This window comes from Nocardia sp. NBC_01499, assembly GCF_045040275.1.
Classification (GTDB): domain Bacteria; phylum Actinomycetota; class Actinomycetes; order Mycobacteriales; family Mycobacteriaceae; genus Nocardia.
The window spans coordinates 4,937,855-4,955,983 of record NZ_CP109426.1 but is presented as its reverse complement, the minus strand read 5'-3'; the positions used below and the strand labels follow the sequence as shown (position 1 = coordinate 4,955,983).

Genomic DNA, 18,129 nt, shown 5'->3' with positions numbered 1-18,129 from the left:
ATGCGAGTCGGCATCGGCAGCGACGTGCACCCCATCGAGCCGGGCCGCCCGTGCTGGATGGCGGGACTGCTCTTCGACGGCGACGACGGCTGCGCAGGACACTCCGACGGCGATGTCGCCGCGCACGCACTCTGCGACGCACTGCTGTCCGCGGCCGGACTCGGCGACGTCGGCGCGGTCTTCGGCACCGGACGCCCGGAATGGGCCGGCGTCTCCGGCGCCGCCATGCTGAAGGAAGTGCGCAGGCTGCTCGATGAGGCAGGCTTCGACATCGTCAACGCGGCGGTCCAGGTGATCGGCAATCGACCCAAGATCGGACCGCGCCGCGACGAGGCCCAGCAGCTGCTCGGCGAACTGCTCGGCGCCCCGGTCTCGGTCTCCGGCACCACCACCGACGGCCTCGGCCTCACCGGCCGCGGCGAGGGCATCGCGGCCATGGCGACCGCCCTGCTACAAGCCTGTCGCTGACCCCGCTCCGGCGGACCTGAGCCGGGTCCGTGAACAGGCTTATCTACCAGCTAGGATCGACTGCCGTGACGCTGCGCCTCTTTGACACCGACACGCGGACCATGCGCGAGTTCGCGCCCCTGGTCCCCGGCCGTGCCTCGGTGTACCTGTGTGGCGCGACCGTGCAGGGCGCGCCACACATCGGCCACGTGCGCAGCGGCGTCGCCTTCGACGTGCTGCGCCGCTGGCTGCTCGCCCACGACTACGACGTGTGGTTCATCCGCAACGTCACCGACATCGAGGACAAGATCCTCAACAAGGCCGCCGAGGCGGGCCGGCCGTGGTGGGAGTGGGCGGCCACCTACGAGCGCGCCTTCGACAACGCCTACGAGACCCTCGGCGTGCTGCCGCCGTCCGTGGAACCACGGGCCACCGGCCACATCACGCAGATGGTCGACATGATGCAACGGCTGATCGAGCGCGGGCACGCCTACGCCTCCGCGGGCAACGTCTACTTCGACGTGGTCAGCTACCCCGACTACGGAAGCCTGTCCGGCCACCGGCTCGACGACGTGCACCAGGGCGAGAGCGCGGGTGAGGGCAAGCGCGACCCGCGCGACTTCACCCTGTGGAAGGCCGCTAAGCCCGGCGAGCCGACCTGGCCGTCGCCGTGGGGCCCCGGCCGCCCCGGCTGGCACCTGGAATGCTCCGCGATGGCCGAGTTCTACCTCGGCCCCGAGTTCGACATCCATTGCGGCGGTATGGATCTGGTGTTCCCGCACCACGAGAACGAGATCGCCCAGTCCAAGGCGGCCGGCGACGGCTTCGCTCAGTACTGGCTGCACAACGGCTGGGTGACCATGGGCGGGGAGAAGATGTCCAAGTCGCTCGGCAATGTGCTGTCCGTGCCGAACGTGCTCAACAACGTTCGCGCCGTTGAACTCCGGTTCTACCTCGGCAGCGCGCACTACCGTTCGATGCTGGAGTACTCGGACAAGGCACTCAACGACGCGGCCCAGTCCTACCAGCGCATCGAGGCCTTCGTGCACCGGACCGCGGACCGCGCGGGCGAGATCCCGGTCGGCAAGTGGACCGATGCGTTCGCCGCGGCCATCGATGACGACCTCGCCGTGCCGAAGGCGCTCGCCGAGATCCACCGCGTCGTACACGAAGGCAATAAGGCGCTCGAGGCCGGTGCGATCGACAGTGCGCGGGACCTGGCCGGACAGCTCCGAGCCATGCTCGGTATCCTCGGTGTCGACCCGCTGGATCCGCACTGGTTCACCCCACGCGACTCATCGGCGGCACTGGGCGCGCTCGACGTGCTGGTGCGCGCCGAGCTCGACCGCCGTCAACAGGCGCGAGCAGACAAGGATTGGGCGAGCGCCGATGCCGCCCGCGATCGATTGCAGGCAGCCGGAATCGAGGTCACCGACACGCAAAATGGTCCCGAATGGGCCCTTGGCGCTGCGCCGCAGACGGTGCCGGACGCGCTACAACCTGGAAAGGCCAAGTAATGGCAGGCAATTCGCAGCGTCGTGGTGCGATCCGCAAGGGCGGGACCAAGAAGGGCGCCGTCGTCGGCTCCGGCGGTAAGCGCAGGCGCGGACTGGAGGGTCGCGGCGCGACCCCGCCCGCCGAGGCACGCACCAAGCATCCCGCCGCCAAGCGGGCCGCCGCGGCGGCGAAGGCCGCGGCCAAGGGCGGCAGCGGCCCCCGCGGCAGCTCGGGCCGTGCGGCCGGGCGCAAGGACGACGACAGCCCGGAAATGGTGCTCGGCCGCAACCCGGTGGTCGAATGCCTGCGCGCTGGCGTGCCGGCCACCGCGCTGTACGTCGCGCTCGGTGCCGAGAACGACGAACGGCTCTCCGAAAGCGTGCAGATGGCCGCCGACGCGGGCATCTCCATTCTCGAGGTGCCGCGCGGCGACCTGGACCGGTTGAGCGCCAACGGTTTGCACCAGGGCGTCGCCCTGCAGGTGCCGCCGTACCGCTACGCCCACCCGGACGACCTGCTCGCCGAGGTCCGCGATTCGCCGGAACCCGCGCTGCTCGTCGCACTGGACAACATCACCGATCCGCGCAACCTCGGCGCCGTGATCCGCTCGGTCGCCGCCTTCGGTGGCCAGGGCGTGCTGATCCCGCAGCGGCGCAGCGCGAGCGTCAGCGCGGTCGCCTGGCGAACCAGCGCGGGTGCCGCCGCTCGGCTGCCCGTCGCCCGCGCCACCAATCTGACTCGCACGCTGAAGGATTGGGCTTCTCAGGGCATCCAGGTGGTCGGCCTCGACGCGGGCGGCGACACCACCCTCGACGACTTCGACGGCCGCGAACCCACCGTCATCGTGGTCGGCTCGGAAGGCAAGGGCCTGTCCCGGCTGGTCAGGGAGAACTGCGACTCGATCCTCGGCATCCCGATGGCGGGCCCGGTCGAATCCCTCAACGCCTCGGTCGCCGCCGGCGTGGTCCTCGCCGAAATCGCCCGCCAACGCCGCTCTTGAGCTAGCCCGCCGCTGGCGCGTATTCCGGCCGGACCGGGTGCCGCACGAAACCAGTCGTCACGAAACGTGATTCAACGAAACGTGATTCGGGTTGTGCTCCCGTAGAATTCGGGCGGTGGTGATACCCAACCAGCCCATCGGGAATCCGGTCGAGCACCCGAACGCGACGGCGGTGCTGTGGCTCGGTGCGGCGAGTGTGCTGTGCTGCGGTGTGCTCGGGCCGGTGGCGTGGGCGATGGGTAAGCGCGCGCTCGATCAGATCGAGGAATCCCACGGCGCCTACGGCGGGCGCGTTCAGGTGGTGGTCGGGTACGTCCTCGGCATCATCGGCACCATCTTGATGATCATCTTCGCGCTGCTGTACCTGATGATCCTGATCGGCGGCAACGCTTAATCGAGGCTCGGTCGCCGCTGGTCGTCCTTGTCGTCCCAGGCCGGCCATTCCGCGCTGACGCTGCCGGTCCAGTTGGGTTGCCTGCGTTCCTTGAACGCCGCCATCGCCTCGCCGCCGTCGATGCTCTTGCTGACGTGCTCGTTGAGGTCGGTCTCCAGCTGCCCGACCATGGTCGGGCTCATCCCGAGCCCCTCCCACAGCAGCCGCTTGGACATCGCCACCGGCAGCGGCGCGGAGCCGTTGGCGATATCGTGCGCGATGGCGAGCGCCATCGGCAGCACCTCGCCGCCGGGCATGCAGCCGTTGGCAAGGCCCATCGCCTTGGCCTCGTCGCCGTCGAAGGTGCGACCGGTCAGCATGATGTCGGCGGCATTGGCCATGCCGACCAGGCGCGGCAGCGTCCAGTGCGCGTAGCCGTCGGCCAGCACGCCGCGCCGAACCTGGTTGAGCCCGTAGACCGCGTCGCGCGCCATGTACCGCAGATCGCACTGCAGCGCGAGGGCGAGGCCGATGCCGACCGCGTGCCCGTTCACCGCGGCGATCACCGGCTTGCGCACCCGCCACGGCGCCGGTTCGATGGTTGCGCTGACATCGCCGACCCGGCTGGATAGATCCGCGCCTGCGCAGAACGCGGGCGGGGTGCCGGTGATCACGACGACCCTGATGTTGTCCTCGTCATCGCAGCGCTGCAACGCGGCGCTCAGTTCGGCGGCCATCGTCGGGGTGAAGGCGTTCTGCTGAGCGGGCCGATTGAGCGTGAGCACGGCGATGCCCGCGGCGACATCGACGTGCAGTTCCGAACTCATGCCAGCGATGTTAGTCCAGGAGCCGCCGCGGTGACTCCGGCCCGAAAAACCTCGCTCAACCACGCAGTACTTTGCGCCCGATCGCGTACTTGTGCACCTCGGTCGGTCCGTCGTAGAGGCGGAACGCGCGGATGTCGCGGAAGATCATCTCGACCACCGTCTCGTCGCTGATGCCGATGCCGCCGAGCACCTGCACGCACCGGTCGGCCACCTTGAACAGCTCCTCGGAGACATACGATTTCGCGATCGAGCTCTCGTGCCGCGCCTTCTCGCCCTGATCCATCAGCCAGCAGGCGTGCCAGATGGTCAGGCGGCACTGGTGCAGCGCGATCTCGTTGTCCGCCAACATGAACGACACGCCCTCGTGCTCGCCGATCGGCTTGCCGAACGCGGTGCGGGTGCGCGCGTGCTCGACCGCGATGCGCTGCGCGCGCTCGGCCGCACCCAGCCAGCGCATGCAGTGCGTGAGCCGGGCCGGGGCCAGGCGCAGCTGGGCGTAGCGCAGCGCCTGGCCCGTGTCGCCGAGCAGCGCGGACTGCGGCAGCGTGAGGTCGTCGAACCGGACAACACCGTGTCCGGCCACGTAGTTGCGGTCCATCGTGTTCATGGTGCGTTCGATGACGATGCCTGGCTGATCGCCGTCGGTGAGGAACAGTGTCGGACCGGCGGGCAGGTGCGGGTTGTCCGCGAGCCGCGCCATGATGATCCACGTCTTGGCGCCGTTGGCCCCGGTGATCAGCCACTTGCGGCCGTTGATGGTGAAGTTCTCGCCGTCGAAGGTGGCGGTGGTGGCCAGCTGGGCCGGATCCGAACCCGCGCCGTCCGGTTCGGTCATCGCGAAGACCGAGCGGTGCTGCCCGGCGACCATCGGCGCGAGGTGGCGCTCGACCTGTTCCTGGTTCGCCACCTTGGACAGCAGGAACATATTGCCCTCGTCGGGCGCCGCGCAGTTCATCGCGATCGGGCCGAGGGTCGACCAGCCCGCCGCCTCATAGATCACCGCCTGCTCGATATGGGACAGTCCGCGCCCGCCGAGCGACTCCGGCGCCTGCACGGTGAGCAGCTTCTCCGCCCGCGCGAGCTCGACCAGTTCCTGGCGAAGTTCGTCGGTCGGCCCGTGCGCGGTGAGCCGCGGATCCCGCTCGAACGGAACGACCTTGTCGATAACGAACTGACGTACTCGATCGCGTTCGGCGGCGAGCTCGGCGGGCATCGAGAAGTCGATCATCGGTGGTCACCAATCGTTCGGGGGTGCGTGCGTCGAGCATACGAAACCGAGGCCGAGCGACTGAAGGCACCCGCCCTCAGCGCTGTCGTCGGCCGTTCCGAACGTTATTCACAGGGTGGCGAAGGTACGTAGAGATCCGCGGCCATGTTTTCGATCGCCCGAATCGGTCGGCTCAGATGTCCGGAACGGAGTAGATCCGATTGTCGGGGTCCACCGACATCCTGATCTCTCGAAGGCGGTTCAGATTGCCCGCGAAGTACCGCTGGCCGGTGCCCGACGGCTCGGCGTAATTGAAGTAAGCGCCTGCCGAATGCCCGGCGACTCGCTCGTGCGCCCGGTCGATCCAATTCCGTGCCGAGACATAGTCGGTCAGTTTGTATTCCGCCCACTGCACGACCGCGGTGTGCCTGCGCCACGGGAAAGCGGTGGCGTCGCTCGAAACGTCCTGTACCGCGCCGTCGAGCGGGCTGACGTGCAGGTTGCCCGGCCTGCCGGACCGGGACCGCTCGACGATGGCGCCAACGATCGCGTCGGCGACTTCGGCCGAGATCTCTTCCAGGATGTCCGATCCTGCGGCGAAGGCGGTGCGCCCCGGGGTCATGCCGCCCTCGCCCGCGAGATCGATCACCCTGTCCAGGAGGCCGACCCGGCGATTGCTCGAGGTGAGCGGTTCGACGCCGAAACTCCGCACTAGCGCGGCCGCCGCTGACTTCCCCGCACCGTCCGCGCCGACCAACCATGTCCGGCAGGTCAGCGCGCCGCCGTCGGTGTTCAATTCGACCCTGCCCCAGGTGTCCCGGTCCGCCGTGCGTAACCACTGTGCCCAACCGGCCAGTACCCGCGCTGCCGATTCTCCCGGAAAGGTCATGCGCACAATATCTTTGGTGACCGCCGGAATCGTCGACATGGTCAGCGAGGTGACTATGCCGACTCGGGCCCCGCCACCGCGCAGCGCCCAGAACAACTCCGGCCGGTCGGTCGCCGATGTCTCGACGACACTGCCGTCGGCGAGCACGACCTGCGCTGAAACGATGCGGTCGCAGGTGAGTCCGTAGGCGCGCGACTCCACGCCGATGCCGCCGCCGAGCGTGAGCCCGGTCAGCCCGACACCCGGGCAGAGCGCGGCTGGCAGCGACTGATCGGAACGCGCCAGCGTTTCGTACACCGTCGACGTCAACGCTCCGGCACCGATTTTCGCCTGACCGGAGTCGTAGCGCACATCGTTGAGTTGCCGCAGATCCAGCACGACGATTCCGTCGGCGGCCGAGGCCCCGACATACGAATGCCCGCCATTGCGTGCGGTGACCCGCAGGCGGTGTTCCCTGGCGAACGTGACCGCCGCCTGCACGTCCTCGACGGAAGCCACCTGGATGACCGCCGCGGGGAGGGCGCTATCGAATCGGGTGTTCGGCAACAGCTTCGCCGAAAGGTACTCGCTTTCCCAGGGCAGCAGCACACGGCCGCGCAGTTGCCGACGCAGCGGTTCCCAATCGACACCCGCCAGCGGCGGCTGCGCGGCGGCATTGCCGGATAGCGTCAAGCCGGAGCCGACCAACGCGGCGGCTCCGGCACCCAGTGCACCCAGCAGGAACGTCGCGCGTGACAGACCTCCGTCGGTGAGCATGAGCCGGGAGTTTAGCCAAGGCCCTGACTCGAATATGACCAGGCACGCAGGGGCTATCGCGCCGCGCGGGCGATTTCGTGCCAATCGGTCACTTGCTCGCCATGGGCCGTCCGGCAGCTGTCGCCGACCGCCTCATTCGCTACCGGAGCGCGTGCATCGTCAGCGAGCGCGGGTGAGTTGGCGACGCCGGGAGCCGACCACCCGGGAGACGAGGTAGATCAGGAACGAGATCGTGGTGACGAACGTCGATACCGGGACGCCGGGCGCCAGTGACAGCAGAATGCCGCCCACTGCGGCGATTTCGGCGAAGACCACGGCAAGTACGGTGGCGCGCACCGGATTCGCGGTCAGCTGCGCGGCAGCGGCGGCGGGGGTGATCAACAGCGCGAGCACCAGCAGCGCGCCGACGATCTGTACCCCGAAGGCCGCCGTGATGCCGAGCAGTACCGCGAACACGATCGAGAGGGCCCGCACCGGAACCCCGCGCGCCACCGCCACTTCCGGGTCGGAGCTGGCGAACAGCAACGGCCGGTAGACGATCGCGAGCACCGCGAGCACGCCGACGGTGCAGGCCGCGAGCAGCGTGATCCCGTTGTTGCCGACGCTGACAACCTGCCCGGTCAGCAGCGAGAACTTCGATCCCGCCCGGTCCGGGCCGAGCCACAGGAACAGCACGGACAATCCGAGCCCGAACGACAGCACCACCGCGATCACCGAATCACGTTCTCTGGCGCGCGTTCCCAGCAGCCCGAACAGCACCGCCGCGACCACCGACCCCGCGATGGCGCCGACGCCGACACCGATACCGGCGAGCAGCGCCGCGGCCGCACCGGTCAGCGACAGCTCGCTGGTGCCGTGCACCGCGAACGACATCTGCCTGCTGATGATCAGTGGACCGATCACCCCGGACAGCAGTCCGAGCAGCGCGGCGGCGAGCACCGCCTGCTGCACGAAGTCGTAGGAGAGCAGGCTGGCGGTGGTGTTGAAGTCGAACATCTTGCCGAGCACGCCGGATAGCTTGTCGATCACGAGCGGACCCCGCTCGAATCGGGTTCGGCCCCAGCGACTTCCGCGCCGCCGGGTGCCCCAGCCGTGCCGAGCGCGTCCATCGTGTCGCCGGTCCCGACGACCACCAGCCGCCCGCGCACCCGCAGCACATCGACCTTGGTCTGATACAGCTCCGACAGCACTTCGGAGGTCATCACCTGATCCGGCGTGCCGATCCGGAACTTCCCGTCGACCAGGTACAGCACCCGATCCACCAGCGGCAGAATCGGATTGATCTCGTGCGTTACGAAAAGCACTGCGGTGTCGCTGGTTCGCCGTCGCTTGTCGATCAGCTCCGCGACCAGTCGCTGGTTCGCCAGGTCGAGGCTGAGCAGCGGTTCGTCGCAGAGCAGCACCTTCGGATCGCCGACAAGCGCCTGTGCCACCCGAAGCCGCTGCTGCTCGCCGCCGGACATGGTCTCCAACGGCGCGTGCGCGAACCGCTGTGCGCCGACGGCGGCGATGGCGGCCGCGACCCTGCGTTTGCGCTCGGCCCGCGCCCGAAGCCCGAGCCCCCAGCGGTGACCGTCATAGCCCAACCCGACCAGGTCGACGCCGCGCAGCTGCACCCCGGCGTCGATCGTCTTCTGTTGCGGCACATAGCCGATATCGGGGTTGCCGGTGCGCGCGGGCGCACCCGCGATCCTGGCCGTACCCGCGCTCAGCCCGAGCTGGCCGAGCAACACCTTCAGCAGCGAGGTCTTGCCGGATCCATTGGGTCCGAGCACCGCGACGAATTCGCCCTGTGCCACCTCGAGATCCAAGTCCTGCCACAGCGTGCGCTCGCCGAACGACAACCGGCCGCCATCGAGCCGAACCGCCGAGGCCGTGCTCGAAAGTGCTTGCGGCGGCTGCTCGGTCAGCGCGATTTCGGAGTTCATCACGGTGTCTGTCAACGTAACGCCGCACTGAGAGCTTGCACGTTCTTGGTCTGCCACTGCACGAAATCGACTCCGGCGGGCAGGGTTTCGGTCACCTCGACGACGGATATCCCGCTCGACTGCGCCACCGAACGCAGGTCCTTGGTGACCTTGTCCTGGGTCTGCACGTTGTAGACCAGCGTGTGAACCTGCTTGCCGGTCAACAACTCCCGGGTCGCGGCGACCGCGGCAGGCGCAGGATCGGTCTCCTGCTCGATCGCCTCCTGGAACTCGTGCGGCGTCCGGTCCTCGACGCCGGCGGCGAGCAGCAGGTAGTGCGCGAGCGGTTCGGTCTGCAGCACCGGCGTTTTCGGGTGCTCGGTGGCGATCTGGCCCGCGATCGCGGTGATCCCGGCCAGTCCGCTCTTGAAGGTGGCGGCACGCTCGGTGAACGCGCCGGCGGCACCGGGGGCCAGCGCGCCGAGGCTGGCCGCGATGCGGTCCGCGACCGCGGCGACGGTGCTCATGTCGTAGAAGACGTGCTCGTTCTGGTCGGCCTTGTTCGGCCGGGATTCGAACGCGTCCACCGTGCGCTTGTTCCGCCCCGCGACGGCCTTCTCGGCGAACTCGTCGTAGCCGCCGCCGTTGTAGACGACCAGGTCCGCGTCGCGCAGCTTGGCGGACTCGACGGCGGAGGTCTCGTGCGAGTGCGGGTCGGCGGACGGATCGCTGATGATCGACTCGACCGTGGCATCCGGTCCCGCGATCGTCGCGGCGATATCGCCCCAGACGTTGGTCGAGGCGATGACGGTCGGCTTACCCGAATCCTTCGAGCCGCTGCCGCAGGCGGTGAGCGAGAGCGCGGCGACAACCCCCACAGCGACACCGGCGAACCGTATGGCAATGCTTGTCTTCACGCGGGGGTACTCCTGTGACGCTGAACAGCTGGTGACGCACTCGAGCGGGTGACACAACACAGCTTAATGGAAATGGTTTCTGTTTTACTTTAGCAACTGTTCGCCGCCGAGACGAGTCCGGGCCCGCCGACCGGGACGCGCGTGTGCGCGGCCGTCGACGGGCCCGGGAGTACTGCGATGGAGCCGGTTAGACGAGCACCTCCACCGACTGGCCGAGCAGCTGCGCGCAGCGAAGCAGGCCGAGGTGGCTGTAGGCCTGCGGATGATTGCCGAGCGAGCGTTCGGCCACCGGGTCGTACTCCTCGCTGAGCAGTCCGGTCGGCCCCGCCACGTCGACCAGCTGGGCGAACAGCGCCTCGGCATCCGAACGCTTGCCGATCAGCAGGTACGCCTCGACCAGCCAGGCCGCGCAGAGGTGGAAGCCACCCTCGCCGCCGGGCAGGCCGTCGTCGTGGTGGTACCGGTACACCGTTGAGCCGCTGCGCAATTCGGCCTCGGTCGCGACGACGGTCGCGGCGAAGCGCGGATCGGACGGATCGATGAGCCCGCTCAACCCGATGTGCAGGGTCGCCGCGTCCAAATCGGTGCCGTCGTAGGCCGCGGTGAACGACTGGACCTCGTCGTTCCAGCCCTTGGACTTCACCTCGTCGGCGATGGTGTCGCGCAGCACCGCCCAGGCCGGGTCGACCTCGCGCGCGAACCGCTGCGCCAGGGTGAGCGCCCGGTCGACGGTGAGCCAGCCCATCACCTTCGAGTAGACGTGGTGGCGCGGGTTGCCGCGAATCTCCCAGATGCCGTGGTCGGGTTCCTGCCAGCGTCGCTGCACCGCGGAAACCATGGCGCGCACCAGTTCCCAGTCCGCGTCCGGCAGTGCCTCGGCCGGATCGGTGATGCCCTGCACCTCCCGCGCGTGCGACAGGCTCGCGATGAGATCGACGATCGGACCGAACACGTCGAGCTGCACCTGCATGTTGGCCGCGTTGCCGACCCGGACCGGGCGCGAACCCGCGTAACCGGGCAGCTGATCGATCACGGCCTCGGGCGGCAGCGTCTCGCCGTACAGCGTGTACAGCGGGTGCAGGCGCTCGGGGCCGGGCAGCGTCTCGAGTACCCGGTGCACCCAGCCGAGGAAGTGTTCGGCCTCGCCGAGCGAACCGAGCGAAACCAGCGCCTGCGCGGTGAGCGACGCGTCGCGCAGCCAGCAGTAGCGGTAGTCCCAGTTGCGCACGCCGCCAATGTCTTCCGGCAGCGACGTGGTCGCCGCGGCCAGGATGGAACCGGACGGCGCGTGCACGAGCCCGCGCAGGGTGAGCGCCGAACGCTTCATCAGATCCGGCTTCAGCGGCGGCAGCTGCAACTTGCCGGCCCACTGCGACCAGTAGCTCTCCGCGGTCCGTCGCCGCTCCAGCTCGTCGGTCTTGGCTGGCTTGAGATCGGAGGTGCCGCAACGCATTTCCAGCACGATCGGACCCTTCGACGGGTCGACGATGGCGCGTGCCGAATCATGCGTGCCGTCGCTGAGGATCTCCCAGGTCAGGCCGGGGGAGCGCAACACCATCGGATCGTTGGTGCCGAGCACTCGAAGGCCGTGCTCCGACGCCTCGATGCTCACCGGCACCTGGCCGAATTCCGGGCGCGGCGCGAAGGTGACGACGGCCTTGGCGTCGCCGGTGATCACCCGGGTCAGGTCGGTGCGCGTCGCGGGCACGTCGTGCGGCAGGTAGTCGACCACTTGCAGCTTGGCCCAACGGGTTTCGACCGTCATGGTGCTGTCGATGTAGCGCTGCGACAGCGGCAGACCCGGCCGCTCCGGCTCGATGGTGAAGTGCCCGGCCTGCGGTCCGCCGAGCAGATGCGCGAACACCGCGGCCGAATCCGGCTCCGGGTGACAGAACCAGGTGACCGTCGCGTCGGGGGTGAGCAGCGCCACCGAGCGCGGGCTGGCCAGCATGGTCAGCCGCTCGATCCGGGGCGCGCTCGCGCCGGCCAGCCAGGTGCGCCGCTCCTCGAGCAGGAAGGCAAGTGCGCAGGACACGGCCTCGGTGCTGTCGACCCGGTGCCTGGCCTGGCTGTCGCCCTCGCCGACCTTGATGCCGAGGTCGGGGCCGGACAGCACGCGGAAGGCCTTCTCGTCGGTCACGTCGTCACCGAAGAACACCGCGGCCGACGCGGCGGCCTGATGCCGGATGGTGTCGAGCGCGGTGCCCTTGTCGGTCTGCACCACGGCGAGCTCGATGACGGCCTTGCCCTCGGTCACCTGCACGCCGAACCACAGCGCCGGACCCTGCCGGACCTGGGTCAAGGCCCGATGCCCGATTTCCGGGCTCGCGTTGCGCACATGCAGTGCGACGCTGGCCGGTTTGATTTCGACGGTGACGCCCGGGTTTTCCGAGGCGACCTGGGTCAGCGCGGTCTGCACCTCTTGGAGCAGTTGTTTCGCGTCATTGTCGATGGCGTGCACGAAACCCACATCGAATTCCGAGCCATGGCTACCGATCAGTTGTACCTCGACCGGAAGTCGCGACAATGCGGCGAGGTCTCGCAGTGCGCGGCCGGAAATGACCGCGGCGGTGGTACCGGTGAGCCCGGCGAGCGCACGTAACGCGCTCACCGATTCCCGGTGTGGAAAGGCCTTCGCCGGGTCGGACACGATGGGCGCGAGCGTCCCGTCATAGTCCGAGGCCACCAACAGTCTCGGCACGCGCGCGACCGTTGACAGTGCACGACGAAGTTCCAGTGGCAGATCCTGTGCGCTCACGCATCCAACCTAGTGATCGGAGGAGTTTTTTCATGGGCGGGCAGAACAATACTGGGTTAGATTTGCCGCACCGACGCCCGCCGCTATGCGTGCGCTGTGTCTGATTTTCCGCCTCTTCGAACCGGAGTGCGCGCCGAGCGCCCGAACTCGGGTCGGAGCGGCCACGACTGGTCACTTCACCGCGTGCGCTGCGATCATGCCGACACGCGGCGGGTCACCAACGCCGCTCGCAAAACTCGCGCTACCCGGCAGCGCCGAGCGGCGGGCCGTCGGCCCGAATTCCGGTGCCGGGCCCGCCGTCGGCGTGAATGTGATTTTCCGCACGAACCCGGCGCTCGGCCCGAATTTGCCGGTTATGCGCTGGCCGTCCGAATGCTAGGCGCGGTCGCCGAGCAGAAGGTCGACGGTCAATTCCAGGCGTTCGGTCACATCGGTCGCGGAGGCGCGCCGGGTCAGCCAGGCGACCAGGTTCGACAGCCACACATCGCTGATCACCCTGGCGATGGCGAGCTGGCGTTCGGTGGGTTCGCCGTCGTTCATGGCGCGGGCGAATACCCGATCCATCACCTTGCCGACCCGATCGACCTCGGCCGCGGCTGAGGCGTCGGCGAACATGAACGCCCGCGTCATGGCCTCGGTGAGCAGCGGGTCGCGCTGCATCATCCGGGTGATCTGAGTGAGCAACAGGTGCATGCGCTCGCGCGGCGACTGTCCGGCAAGCGGCTTGCGCTTGCCTTCGATCTGCTCGAATTCCCGGGACAGCGCGGAGACGAGCAGGTGCACTTTCGAGGGGAAATACCGGTACAACGTCCCGACTGCGACATCGGCGCGTTCGGCCACGGCGCGCATCTGCACCGCGTCGTACCCGCCCTTGGAGGCCAGCGCCAGCGTCGCGTCGAGGATCCGCTTACGCCGTTCCCGCTGCGCGGCCGAACTCAGCTCGTCCTCGCTGAGTGTCGTGACCGTCGCGGTAGCCGGTGCCGCGTTGGAGTCGGCCGGCTGCGATCGGGAGGGACTGGCCATCGGTGAGAGTCCTTTCCGGAGACGTCGTTGGTTGTATCTGGCCCGAGTATCGGCTCGCGGTCGTCTCTTGACTTCCGCACAGCTAGGATATTAGAACATGTTCTAGGTGTGGGAGTCACGCCGGGAAGGCGGTACGGAGTGTGACCATCGCCACCACTGACGAGCATAAAGCCGTCCAGGAGTCGATGCGCGGATGGGCAGCGTCGGTGCGTCCAATTGCAACAATGCGGACCGATCCGAGCGCCTTCTGGCGCGCGTACTGGCCCGGTCTTGCCGATCTCGGCATCTTCCGGGTCGCCGTTGCCGAGGATTCGGGCGGGGCTGGCGGCACGGTGGCCGACCTCGCCGTGCTGGTCGAACAGGCCGCGCACGATCTGGTCGGTGGGCCGGTGCTGGCAACGGCATTGGCCAATCTGATCACCGAGGGACAGATCGACGAGCGGTTGCCGTGCGGCGTCGCGCTCGACTTCGTCGTCGGCGCGGAGGTCAGAGTACCGGCCGCCGAAGGCGACTTGTCGCTCACCGGTTCTTGGGATTCGGTTCTCGGCGCGGCACCGGAAACCGCTGTGCTGCTTCCGGTTTCCGCACCGCGCGGGCAGCGCTGGGTGCTGATTCCGCCGGATGCCGAAGGGCTTCGGGTCGAACCGCTTTCGCCGCTCGATCTGAGCACGCCGCTCGCTCGGGTGCACTGCGCCGACGTGCGAGTGCCTGCCGATCAGATCTTCGTGTCGCCACACGCGGTCGAGGATCTGGTCGTGGTCTTGGCCGCGGCCGAGCTGGCCGGGCTTGCGGGCTGGTGCCTGGAAACCGCGGTCGAATACGCGAAGGTCCGTGAGCAATTCGGCCACAAGATCGGCTCGTTCCAGGCCGTCAAGCACATCTGTGCCTGGATGCTGTGCCGGGCCGAACTGATCCGAGCCGTCGCGGCCGACACCGCGGCCGCCGTGGACGAGGGCGGCGCGGAACTGCCCATCGCGGCCGCCATCGCCGCGGCCATCGCATTGGACGCCGCGGTCGATACCGCGAAGGACTGCGTTCAGGTGCTCGGCGGCATCGGCTTCACCTGGGAGCACGACGCGCACCTGTACCTGCGCCGGGCGGTGGCGTTGCGTCAACTGCTCGGCGGGTCGACGCGCTGGCGGGCCAGGGTGACCGAACTGACCCGTGCGGGTCGGCGGCGCACCACCGGCGCCGATCGGATCATCGCCGCAGACGGCGTCGCGGCCGTTGCTGGCGGCAGCGTCGACGAGTTGGCGGCGGAAGTGGCCCGGATCGCCGCGCTGCCCGCCGACCAGCAGCGGGTGGCGTTGGTCGAGGCGGGTCTGGCCATGCCGCACTGGCCGCGGCCGTACGGTCGCGGCGCGGATCCGATGACGGGCCTGTTGATCTCGGAGGAATTGCGGCGCACCGGACTCGTCGCGCCGGAGCTGGCCATCGGCGGCTGGGCCATCCCCACGCTGCTGCAGCACGGCACCGAGGAGCAGGTCGAGCGCTTCGCCTGGCCGACGCTGCGCGGCGAGGTCGTCTGGTGTCAGCTGTTCAGCGAGCCGGAGGCCGGGTCCGACCTCGCCGCGTTGCGCACCACCGCCAAGAAGGTGGATGGCGGCTGGGTGTTGCGCGGCCAGAAGGTGTGGACCTCGTTGGGCGACAAGGCGAATTGGGCGATCTGCCTGGCCCGCACCGAGCCCGATGTGCCGAAACACCGTGGCATCAGCTACTTCCTCGTCGACATGCACAGCCCGGGGCTCGAAGTGCGTCCGCTGGTGCAGATCACGGGCGAGGCGCGGTTCAGCGAGGTGTTCCTCGATGACGTCTTCGTGCCGGACGACGGAGTGGTCGGCGCACTGAACAACGGCTGGAAGATCGCTCGGTCGACGCTGTCGACCGAGCGAGTAGCCATGGGCGGCAACGGCATCGGGCCGGTGCTCGAAGAGCTGATCGCGAAATCGCCTGCCACCGGACCGGGTTCGGAATTGGTGAACGATCGGCTCGGCGGATTCGTCGCCGAGGCGATCGCCGGTCTCCTGCTCGAGCAGCGCGCTGCCGTCAAAATGCTGGCGGGTGCGGACCCTGGCGCGCAGAGCAGCGTGCGCAAACTCGTCGGCGTCCGGCATCGCCAGGCGGTCGCGGAATTCGCCGTCGAGACGGCAGGTCCCGCCGCCGCGCAGGACCTGGAAGTGGTAAAAGAATTCCTGCTCACACGCTGTTTATCGATTGCAGGCGGCACCGAACAAATCTTGCTGACCGTTGCCGGTGAGCGGATTCTCGGGCTACCCCGCGACGCGGACAGCTAGCGACGAGTCGACTGGGAGTACATATGGATTTCACCAGAGACGAGGGCCAGGACGCGGTGGCCGAGGTCGTCGTGAGTTTATTGGAGCGGGAACCGGCCCGTGATATCGCGTTGTGGCCGAGCCTGGTCGAGACCGGGCTGCTTTCGGTGGCACTGCCGGAACGCTTCGGCGGTGACGGAATGGGCCTGCCCGAGATATCGGTATTGCTGACCGAGCTGGCGATGGACGCCGTCGCGGTGCCCGCGCTGCCGACGCTCGGCTTCGGGCTGCTTCCGCTGTTGTCGCTGCTGCCGGACAGTGTCGCCGAACGGGTGTATCCCGAGGTGGCCAAGGGTGCGGTGCTCACCGCGGCACTCAGCGAACCGGCCGCACCGTTCGCGGTCAAGCCGGAGACGGCGGCCGTCGTCGACGGCGATTCGGTGCGGGTCACCGGCCACAAGATCGCCGTGCCCTACGCGGAGCAGGCCCGTTGGCTGCTTGTCCCGACCAATTCCGGTCTCGCGCTGATTGATTCGGACGCCAAAGGAGTGATCAAGGTACCGTCGCCGGTCTCCGGCGCTGTCCCCGAATGCACCGTCCGGCTCGACCGGGTGCGGATCCCGGCCGAGCAACTACTACCCGGCGGCCTAGCTGACCTGCACCGACTAGCCCTGGCATCGATCGGCGCCGTCGCGGACGGGCTGCTGAAGGGCGCGCTCGTGCTGACCGCCGAGCACCTGCGGACCAGGCGCCAATTCGGCAGACCGCTCGCCGAATTTCAGGCCGTCGCCCAGCAGATCGCCGATCTGTACGTCGTCTCGCGCACCCTGCATGTTGCCGCGGTATCGGCGAATTGGGCACTGGCACAGGATGATTCCAGTCCGGAGCATCAGGCGCGGATCGACGACGACCTCGACGTCCTCGCCTACAGCGTGGCCGCCGACCTACCGGCCGCCATGCAGAAGTGCCATCACCTGCACGGCGGTCTCGGCGTTGACATCACCCACCCGATGCACCGCTACTACGCACAAGCCAAGGACATCGCGCGCTGGCTCGGCGGCGCGTCGTTCCGACTAGATCGTTTGGGGGCCAGATGTTCATCGACCTGACCGCCGAGCAGCGCAAGCTGCGCGGCGAATTGCGTTCGTATTTCGCTGATCTCGTCACACCGGACGAGGAAGCCGCGATGGCGGTGAACCGGCACGGCGACGCCTACCGCGACGTGGTGCGCCGGATGGGGCGCGACGGCTGGCTCGGCGTCGGCTGGCCCAAGCAGTACGGCGGGCAGGGTTTCGGCGCGGTCGAACAGCAGATCTTCTACAACGAGGCGGTGCGCGCCGATGTGCCGCTGCCGCTGGTCACCCTGTTGACGGTCGGCCCGACGCTGCAGCAGTTCGGCACCGACGCGCAGAAGAAGAAGTTCCTGCCCGGAATCCTCACCGGCGACGTCCATTTCGCGATCGGCTACTCCGAACCGGAGGCGGGCACCGACCTGGCGTCACTGCGCACCTCGGCAGTGCGCGACGAATCTGGCGACTGGGTTGTCAACGGGCAGAAGGTCTTCACCACCGGCGGGCACGAGGCCGACTTCGTCTGGCTTGCCTGCCGCACCGGCTCGGTCGAGTCGCGCCACCGCGGCATCACCATCCTGATCGTGGACACCACCGATCCCGGCTACTCCTGGACGCCGATCATCACCTGCGACGGTGCGCATCACACCAACGCGACCTACTACGACGACGTCAGGGTGCCCGCCGACATGCTGGTCGGTGAGGAGAACGCGGGCTGGCGGCTGATCACCACCCAGCTCAACCACGAGCGGGTCGGCCTCGGTCCGTCCGGCAAGATCGAGCAGCTCTACGAACGGGTGCGCGATTGGGCGCAGCCGCGCGGCGTGCTCGGCGAGATCGATGTGCGCCGCTCGCTCGGGCGCATGCACGCCATGGTCCGGTTGAACGAACTGTTGAACTGGCAGGTGGCCGCGACCGTTGACGGCGACCCGTCCAGCGTGATCGCCGACGCGTCGGCCACCAAGGTCTTCTCCACCGAGGCGTTGCAGGAAGCGGGCCGACTCGCCGAGGAGATCGTCGGCCGCTACGGCGATCCCGCCGAGGCGGGCACCGCCGAGCTGCTCACCTGGCTGGACCGGCGGACCAAACAGAACCTGACGGTGACCTTCGGCGGCGGCATCAACGAGGTGATGCGCGAACTGGTCGCCACGGCCGGGCTGAAGCTGCCGCGAGTACCCAGATAGC

15 protein-coding genes are annotated in these 18,129 nt (G+C 68.4%); 7 read left to right on the top strand and 8 right to left on the bottom strand.

Going from position 1 to position 18,129, the window contains the following annotated elements; genetic code table 11:
* The 4 genes from ispF to OG203_RS22615 all read left to right on the top strand — a co-directional run bounded on the left by ispF (position 1) and on the right by OG203_RS22615 (position 3,338).
* The gene (ispF, locus tag OG203_RS22630; RefSeq protein WP_405167957.1) at positions 1 to 468 is read left to right on the top strand and encodes a 2-C-methyl-D-erythritol 2,4-cyclodiphosphate synthase; all 468 of its coding nucleotides are present in this window, start codon (positions 1 to 3) and stop codon (positions 466 to 468) included.
* A 65-nt stretch (positions 469 to 533) separates the two neighbouring features.
* On the top strand, positions 534 to 1,964 hold the full coding sequence (cysS, locus tag OG203_RS22625) for a cysteine--tRNA ligase (RefSeq protein WP_405167596.1): 1,431 nt from the start codon (positions 534 to 536) through the stop codon (positions 1,962 to 1,964).
* On the top strand, positions 1,964 to 2,944 hold the full coding sequence (gene rlmB, locus OG203_RS22620; RefSeq protein WP_405167595.1) for a 23S rRNA (guanosine(2251)-2'-O)-methyltransferase RlmB: 981 nt from the start codon (positions 1,964 to 1,966) through the stop codon (positions 2,942 to 2,944). Before cysS ends, rlmB begins: the two co-directional genes overlap by 1 nt.
* A gap of 115 nt (positions 2,945 to 3,059) precedes the next feature.
* Complete coding sequence (locus OG203_RS22615) at positions 3,060 to 3,338, top strand: DUF4190 domain-containing protein (protein WP_405167594.1); 279 nt, start codon at positions 3,060 to 3,062, stop codon at positions 3,336 to 3,338.
* Here OG203_RS22615 and OG203_RS22610 read toward each other — a convergent pair.
* The 8 genes from OG203_RS22610 to kstR all read right to left on the bottom strand — a co-directional run bounded on the left by OG203_RS22610 (position 3,335) and on the right by kstR (position 13,601).
* The gene (locus OG203_RS22610) at positions 3,335 to 4,144 is read right to left on the bottom strand and encodes an enoyl-CoA hydratase/isomerase family protein (RefSeq protein WP_405167593.1); all 810 of its coding nucleotides are present in this window, start codon (positions 4,142 to 4,144) and stop codon (positions 3,335 to 3,337) included. The two genes, OG203_RS22615 and OG203_RS22610, sit on opposite strands and share 4 nt — an antisense overlap.
* A 55-nt stretch (positions 4,145 to 4,199) precedes the next feature.
* Entirely contained in the window at positions 4,200 to 5,372 is a 1,173-nt protein-coding gene (locus OG203_RS22605; RefSeq protein ID WP_405167592.1) for an acyl-CoA dehydrogenase family protein, read from the bottom strand.
* A 172-nt stretch (positions 5,373 to 5,544) separates the two neighbouring features.
* Positions 5,545 to 6,996: an FAD-binding oxidoreductase gene (locus OG203_RS22600; RefSeq protein WP_405167591.1), complete on the bottom strand. Its 1,452-nt coding sequence runs from the start codon at positions 6,994 to 6,996 to the stop codon at positions 5,545 to 5,547.
* A gap of 159 nt (positions 6,997 to 7,155) precedes the next feature.
* Complete coding sequence (locus tag OG203_RS22595) at positions 7,156 to 7,992, bottom strand: metal ABC transporter permease (protein WP_405167956.1); 837 nt, start codon at positions 7,990 to 7,992, stop codon at positions 7,156 to 7,158.
* A gap of 29 nt (positions 7,993 to 8,021) precedes the next feature.
* Complete coding sequence (locus tag OG203_RS22590; RefSeq protein ID WP_405167590.1) at positions 8,022 to 8,924, bottom strand: metal ABC transporter ATP-binding protein; 903 nt, start codon at positions 8,922 to 8,924, stop codon at positions 8,022 to 8,024.
* Positions 8,925 to 8,935: 11 nt separating this feature from the next.
* Positions 8,936 to 9,820: a metal ABC transporter solute-binding protein, Zn/Mn family gene (locus OG203_RS22585; RefSeq protein WP_405167589.1), complete on the bottom strand. Its 885-nt coding sequence runs from the start codon at positions 9,818 to 9,820 to the stop codon at positions 8,936 to 8,938.
* Between the two features lie 187 nt (positions 9,821 to 10,007).
* On the bottom strand, positions 10,008 to 12,578 hold the full coding sequence (otsB, locus tag OG203_RS22580; protein WP_405167588.1) for a trehalose-phosphatase: 2,571 nt from the start codon (positions 12,576 to 12,578) through the stop codon (positions 10,008 to 10,010).
* Positions 12,579 to 12,953: 375 nt separating this feature from the next.
* Positions 12,954 to 13,601: a cholesterol catabolism transcriptional regulator KstR gene (kstR, locus tag OG203_RS22575; RefSeq protein WP_405167587.1), complete on the bottom strand. Its 648-nt coding sequence runs from the start codon at positions 13,599 to 13,601 to the stop codon at positions 12,954 to 12,956.
* A 140-nt stretch (positions 13,602 to 13,741) separates the two neighbouring features.
* Here kstR and OG203_RS22570 point away from each other — a divergent pair, with 140 nt between their 5' ends.
* Genes OG203_RS22570 through OG203_RS22560 form a run of 3 tightly spaced genes read left to right on the top strand, consistent with a single transcriptional unit; the run spans position 13,742 to position 18,128 of the window.
* Positions 13,742 to 15,895, top strand: coding sequence for an acyl-CoA dehydrogenase family protein (locus OG203_RS22570; RefSeq protein ID WP_405167586.1), 2,154 nt, complete (start codon positions 13,742 to 13,744; stop codon positions 15,893 to 15,895).
* Between the two features lie 23 nt (positions 15,896 to 15,918).
* Positions 15,919 to 16,983 carry an acyl-CoA dehydrogenase family protein gene (locus OG203_RS22565; protein WP_405167585.1) on the top strand — a complete coding sequence of 355 codons (1,065 nt, stop codon included), beginning with the start codon at positions 15,919 to 15,921 and terminating at the stop codon, positions 16,981 to 16,983.
* Positions 16,968 to 18,128 (top strand): acyl-CoA dehydrogenase family protein, encoded by a 1,161-nt coding sequence (locus OG203_RS22560; RefSeq protein WP_405167584.1) that lies wholly within the window; start codon positions 16,968 to 16,970, stop codon positions 18,126 to 18,128. Before OG203_RS22565 ends, OG203_RS22560 begins: the two co-directional genes overlap by 16 nt.
* Position 18,129 lies beyond the last annotated feature (1 nt).

Coding starts and splice junctions, on each gene's coding strand:
- ispF (WP_405167957.1), top strand. CDS start 1: ATGCGAGTCGGCATCGGCAGCGACGTGCACCCCATCGAGCCGGGCCGC.
- rlmB (WP_405167595.1), top strand. CDS start 1,964: ATGGCAGGCAATTCGCAGCGTCGTGGTGCGATCCGCAAGGGCGGGACC.
- OG203_RS22610 (WP_405167593.1), bottom strand. CDS start 4,144: ATGAGTTCGGAACTGCACGTCGATGTCGCCGCGGGCATCGCCGTGCTC.
- OG203_RS22605 (WP_405167592.1), bottom strand. CDS start 5,372: ATGATCGACTTCTCGATGCCCGCCGAGCTCGCCGCCGAACGCGATCGA.
- OG203_RS22600 (WP_405167591.1), bottom strand. CDS start 6,996: ATGCTCACCGACGGAGGTCTGTCACGCGCGACGTTCCTGCTGGGTGCA.
- OG203_RS22595 (WP_405167956.1), bottom strand. CDS start 7,992: ATGTTCGACTTCAACACCACCGCCAGCCTGCTCTCCTACGACTTCGTG.
- OG203_RS22590 (WP_405167590.1), bottom strand. CDS start 8,924: ATGAACTCCGAAATCGCGCTGACCGAGCAGCCGCCGCAAGCACTTTCG.
- kstR (WP_405167587.1), bottom strand. CDS start 13,601: ATGGCCAGTCCCTCCCGATCGCAGCCGGCCGACTCCAACGCGGCACCG.
- OG203_RS22565 (WP_405167585.1), top strand. CDS start 15,919: ATGGATTTCACCAGAGACGAGGGCCAGGACGCGGTGGCCGAGGTCGTC.
- OG203_RS22560 (WP_405167584.1), top strand. CDS start 16,968: ATGTTCATCGACCTGACCGCCGAGCAGCGCAAGCTGCGCGGCGAATTG.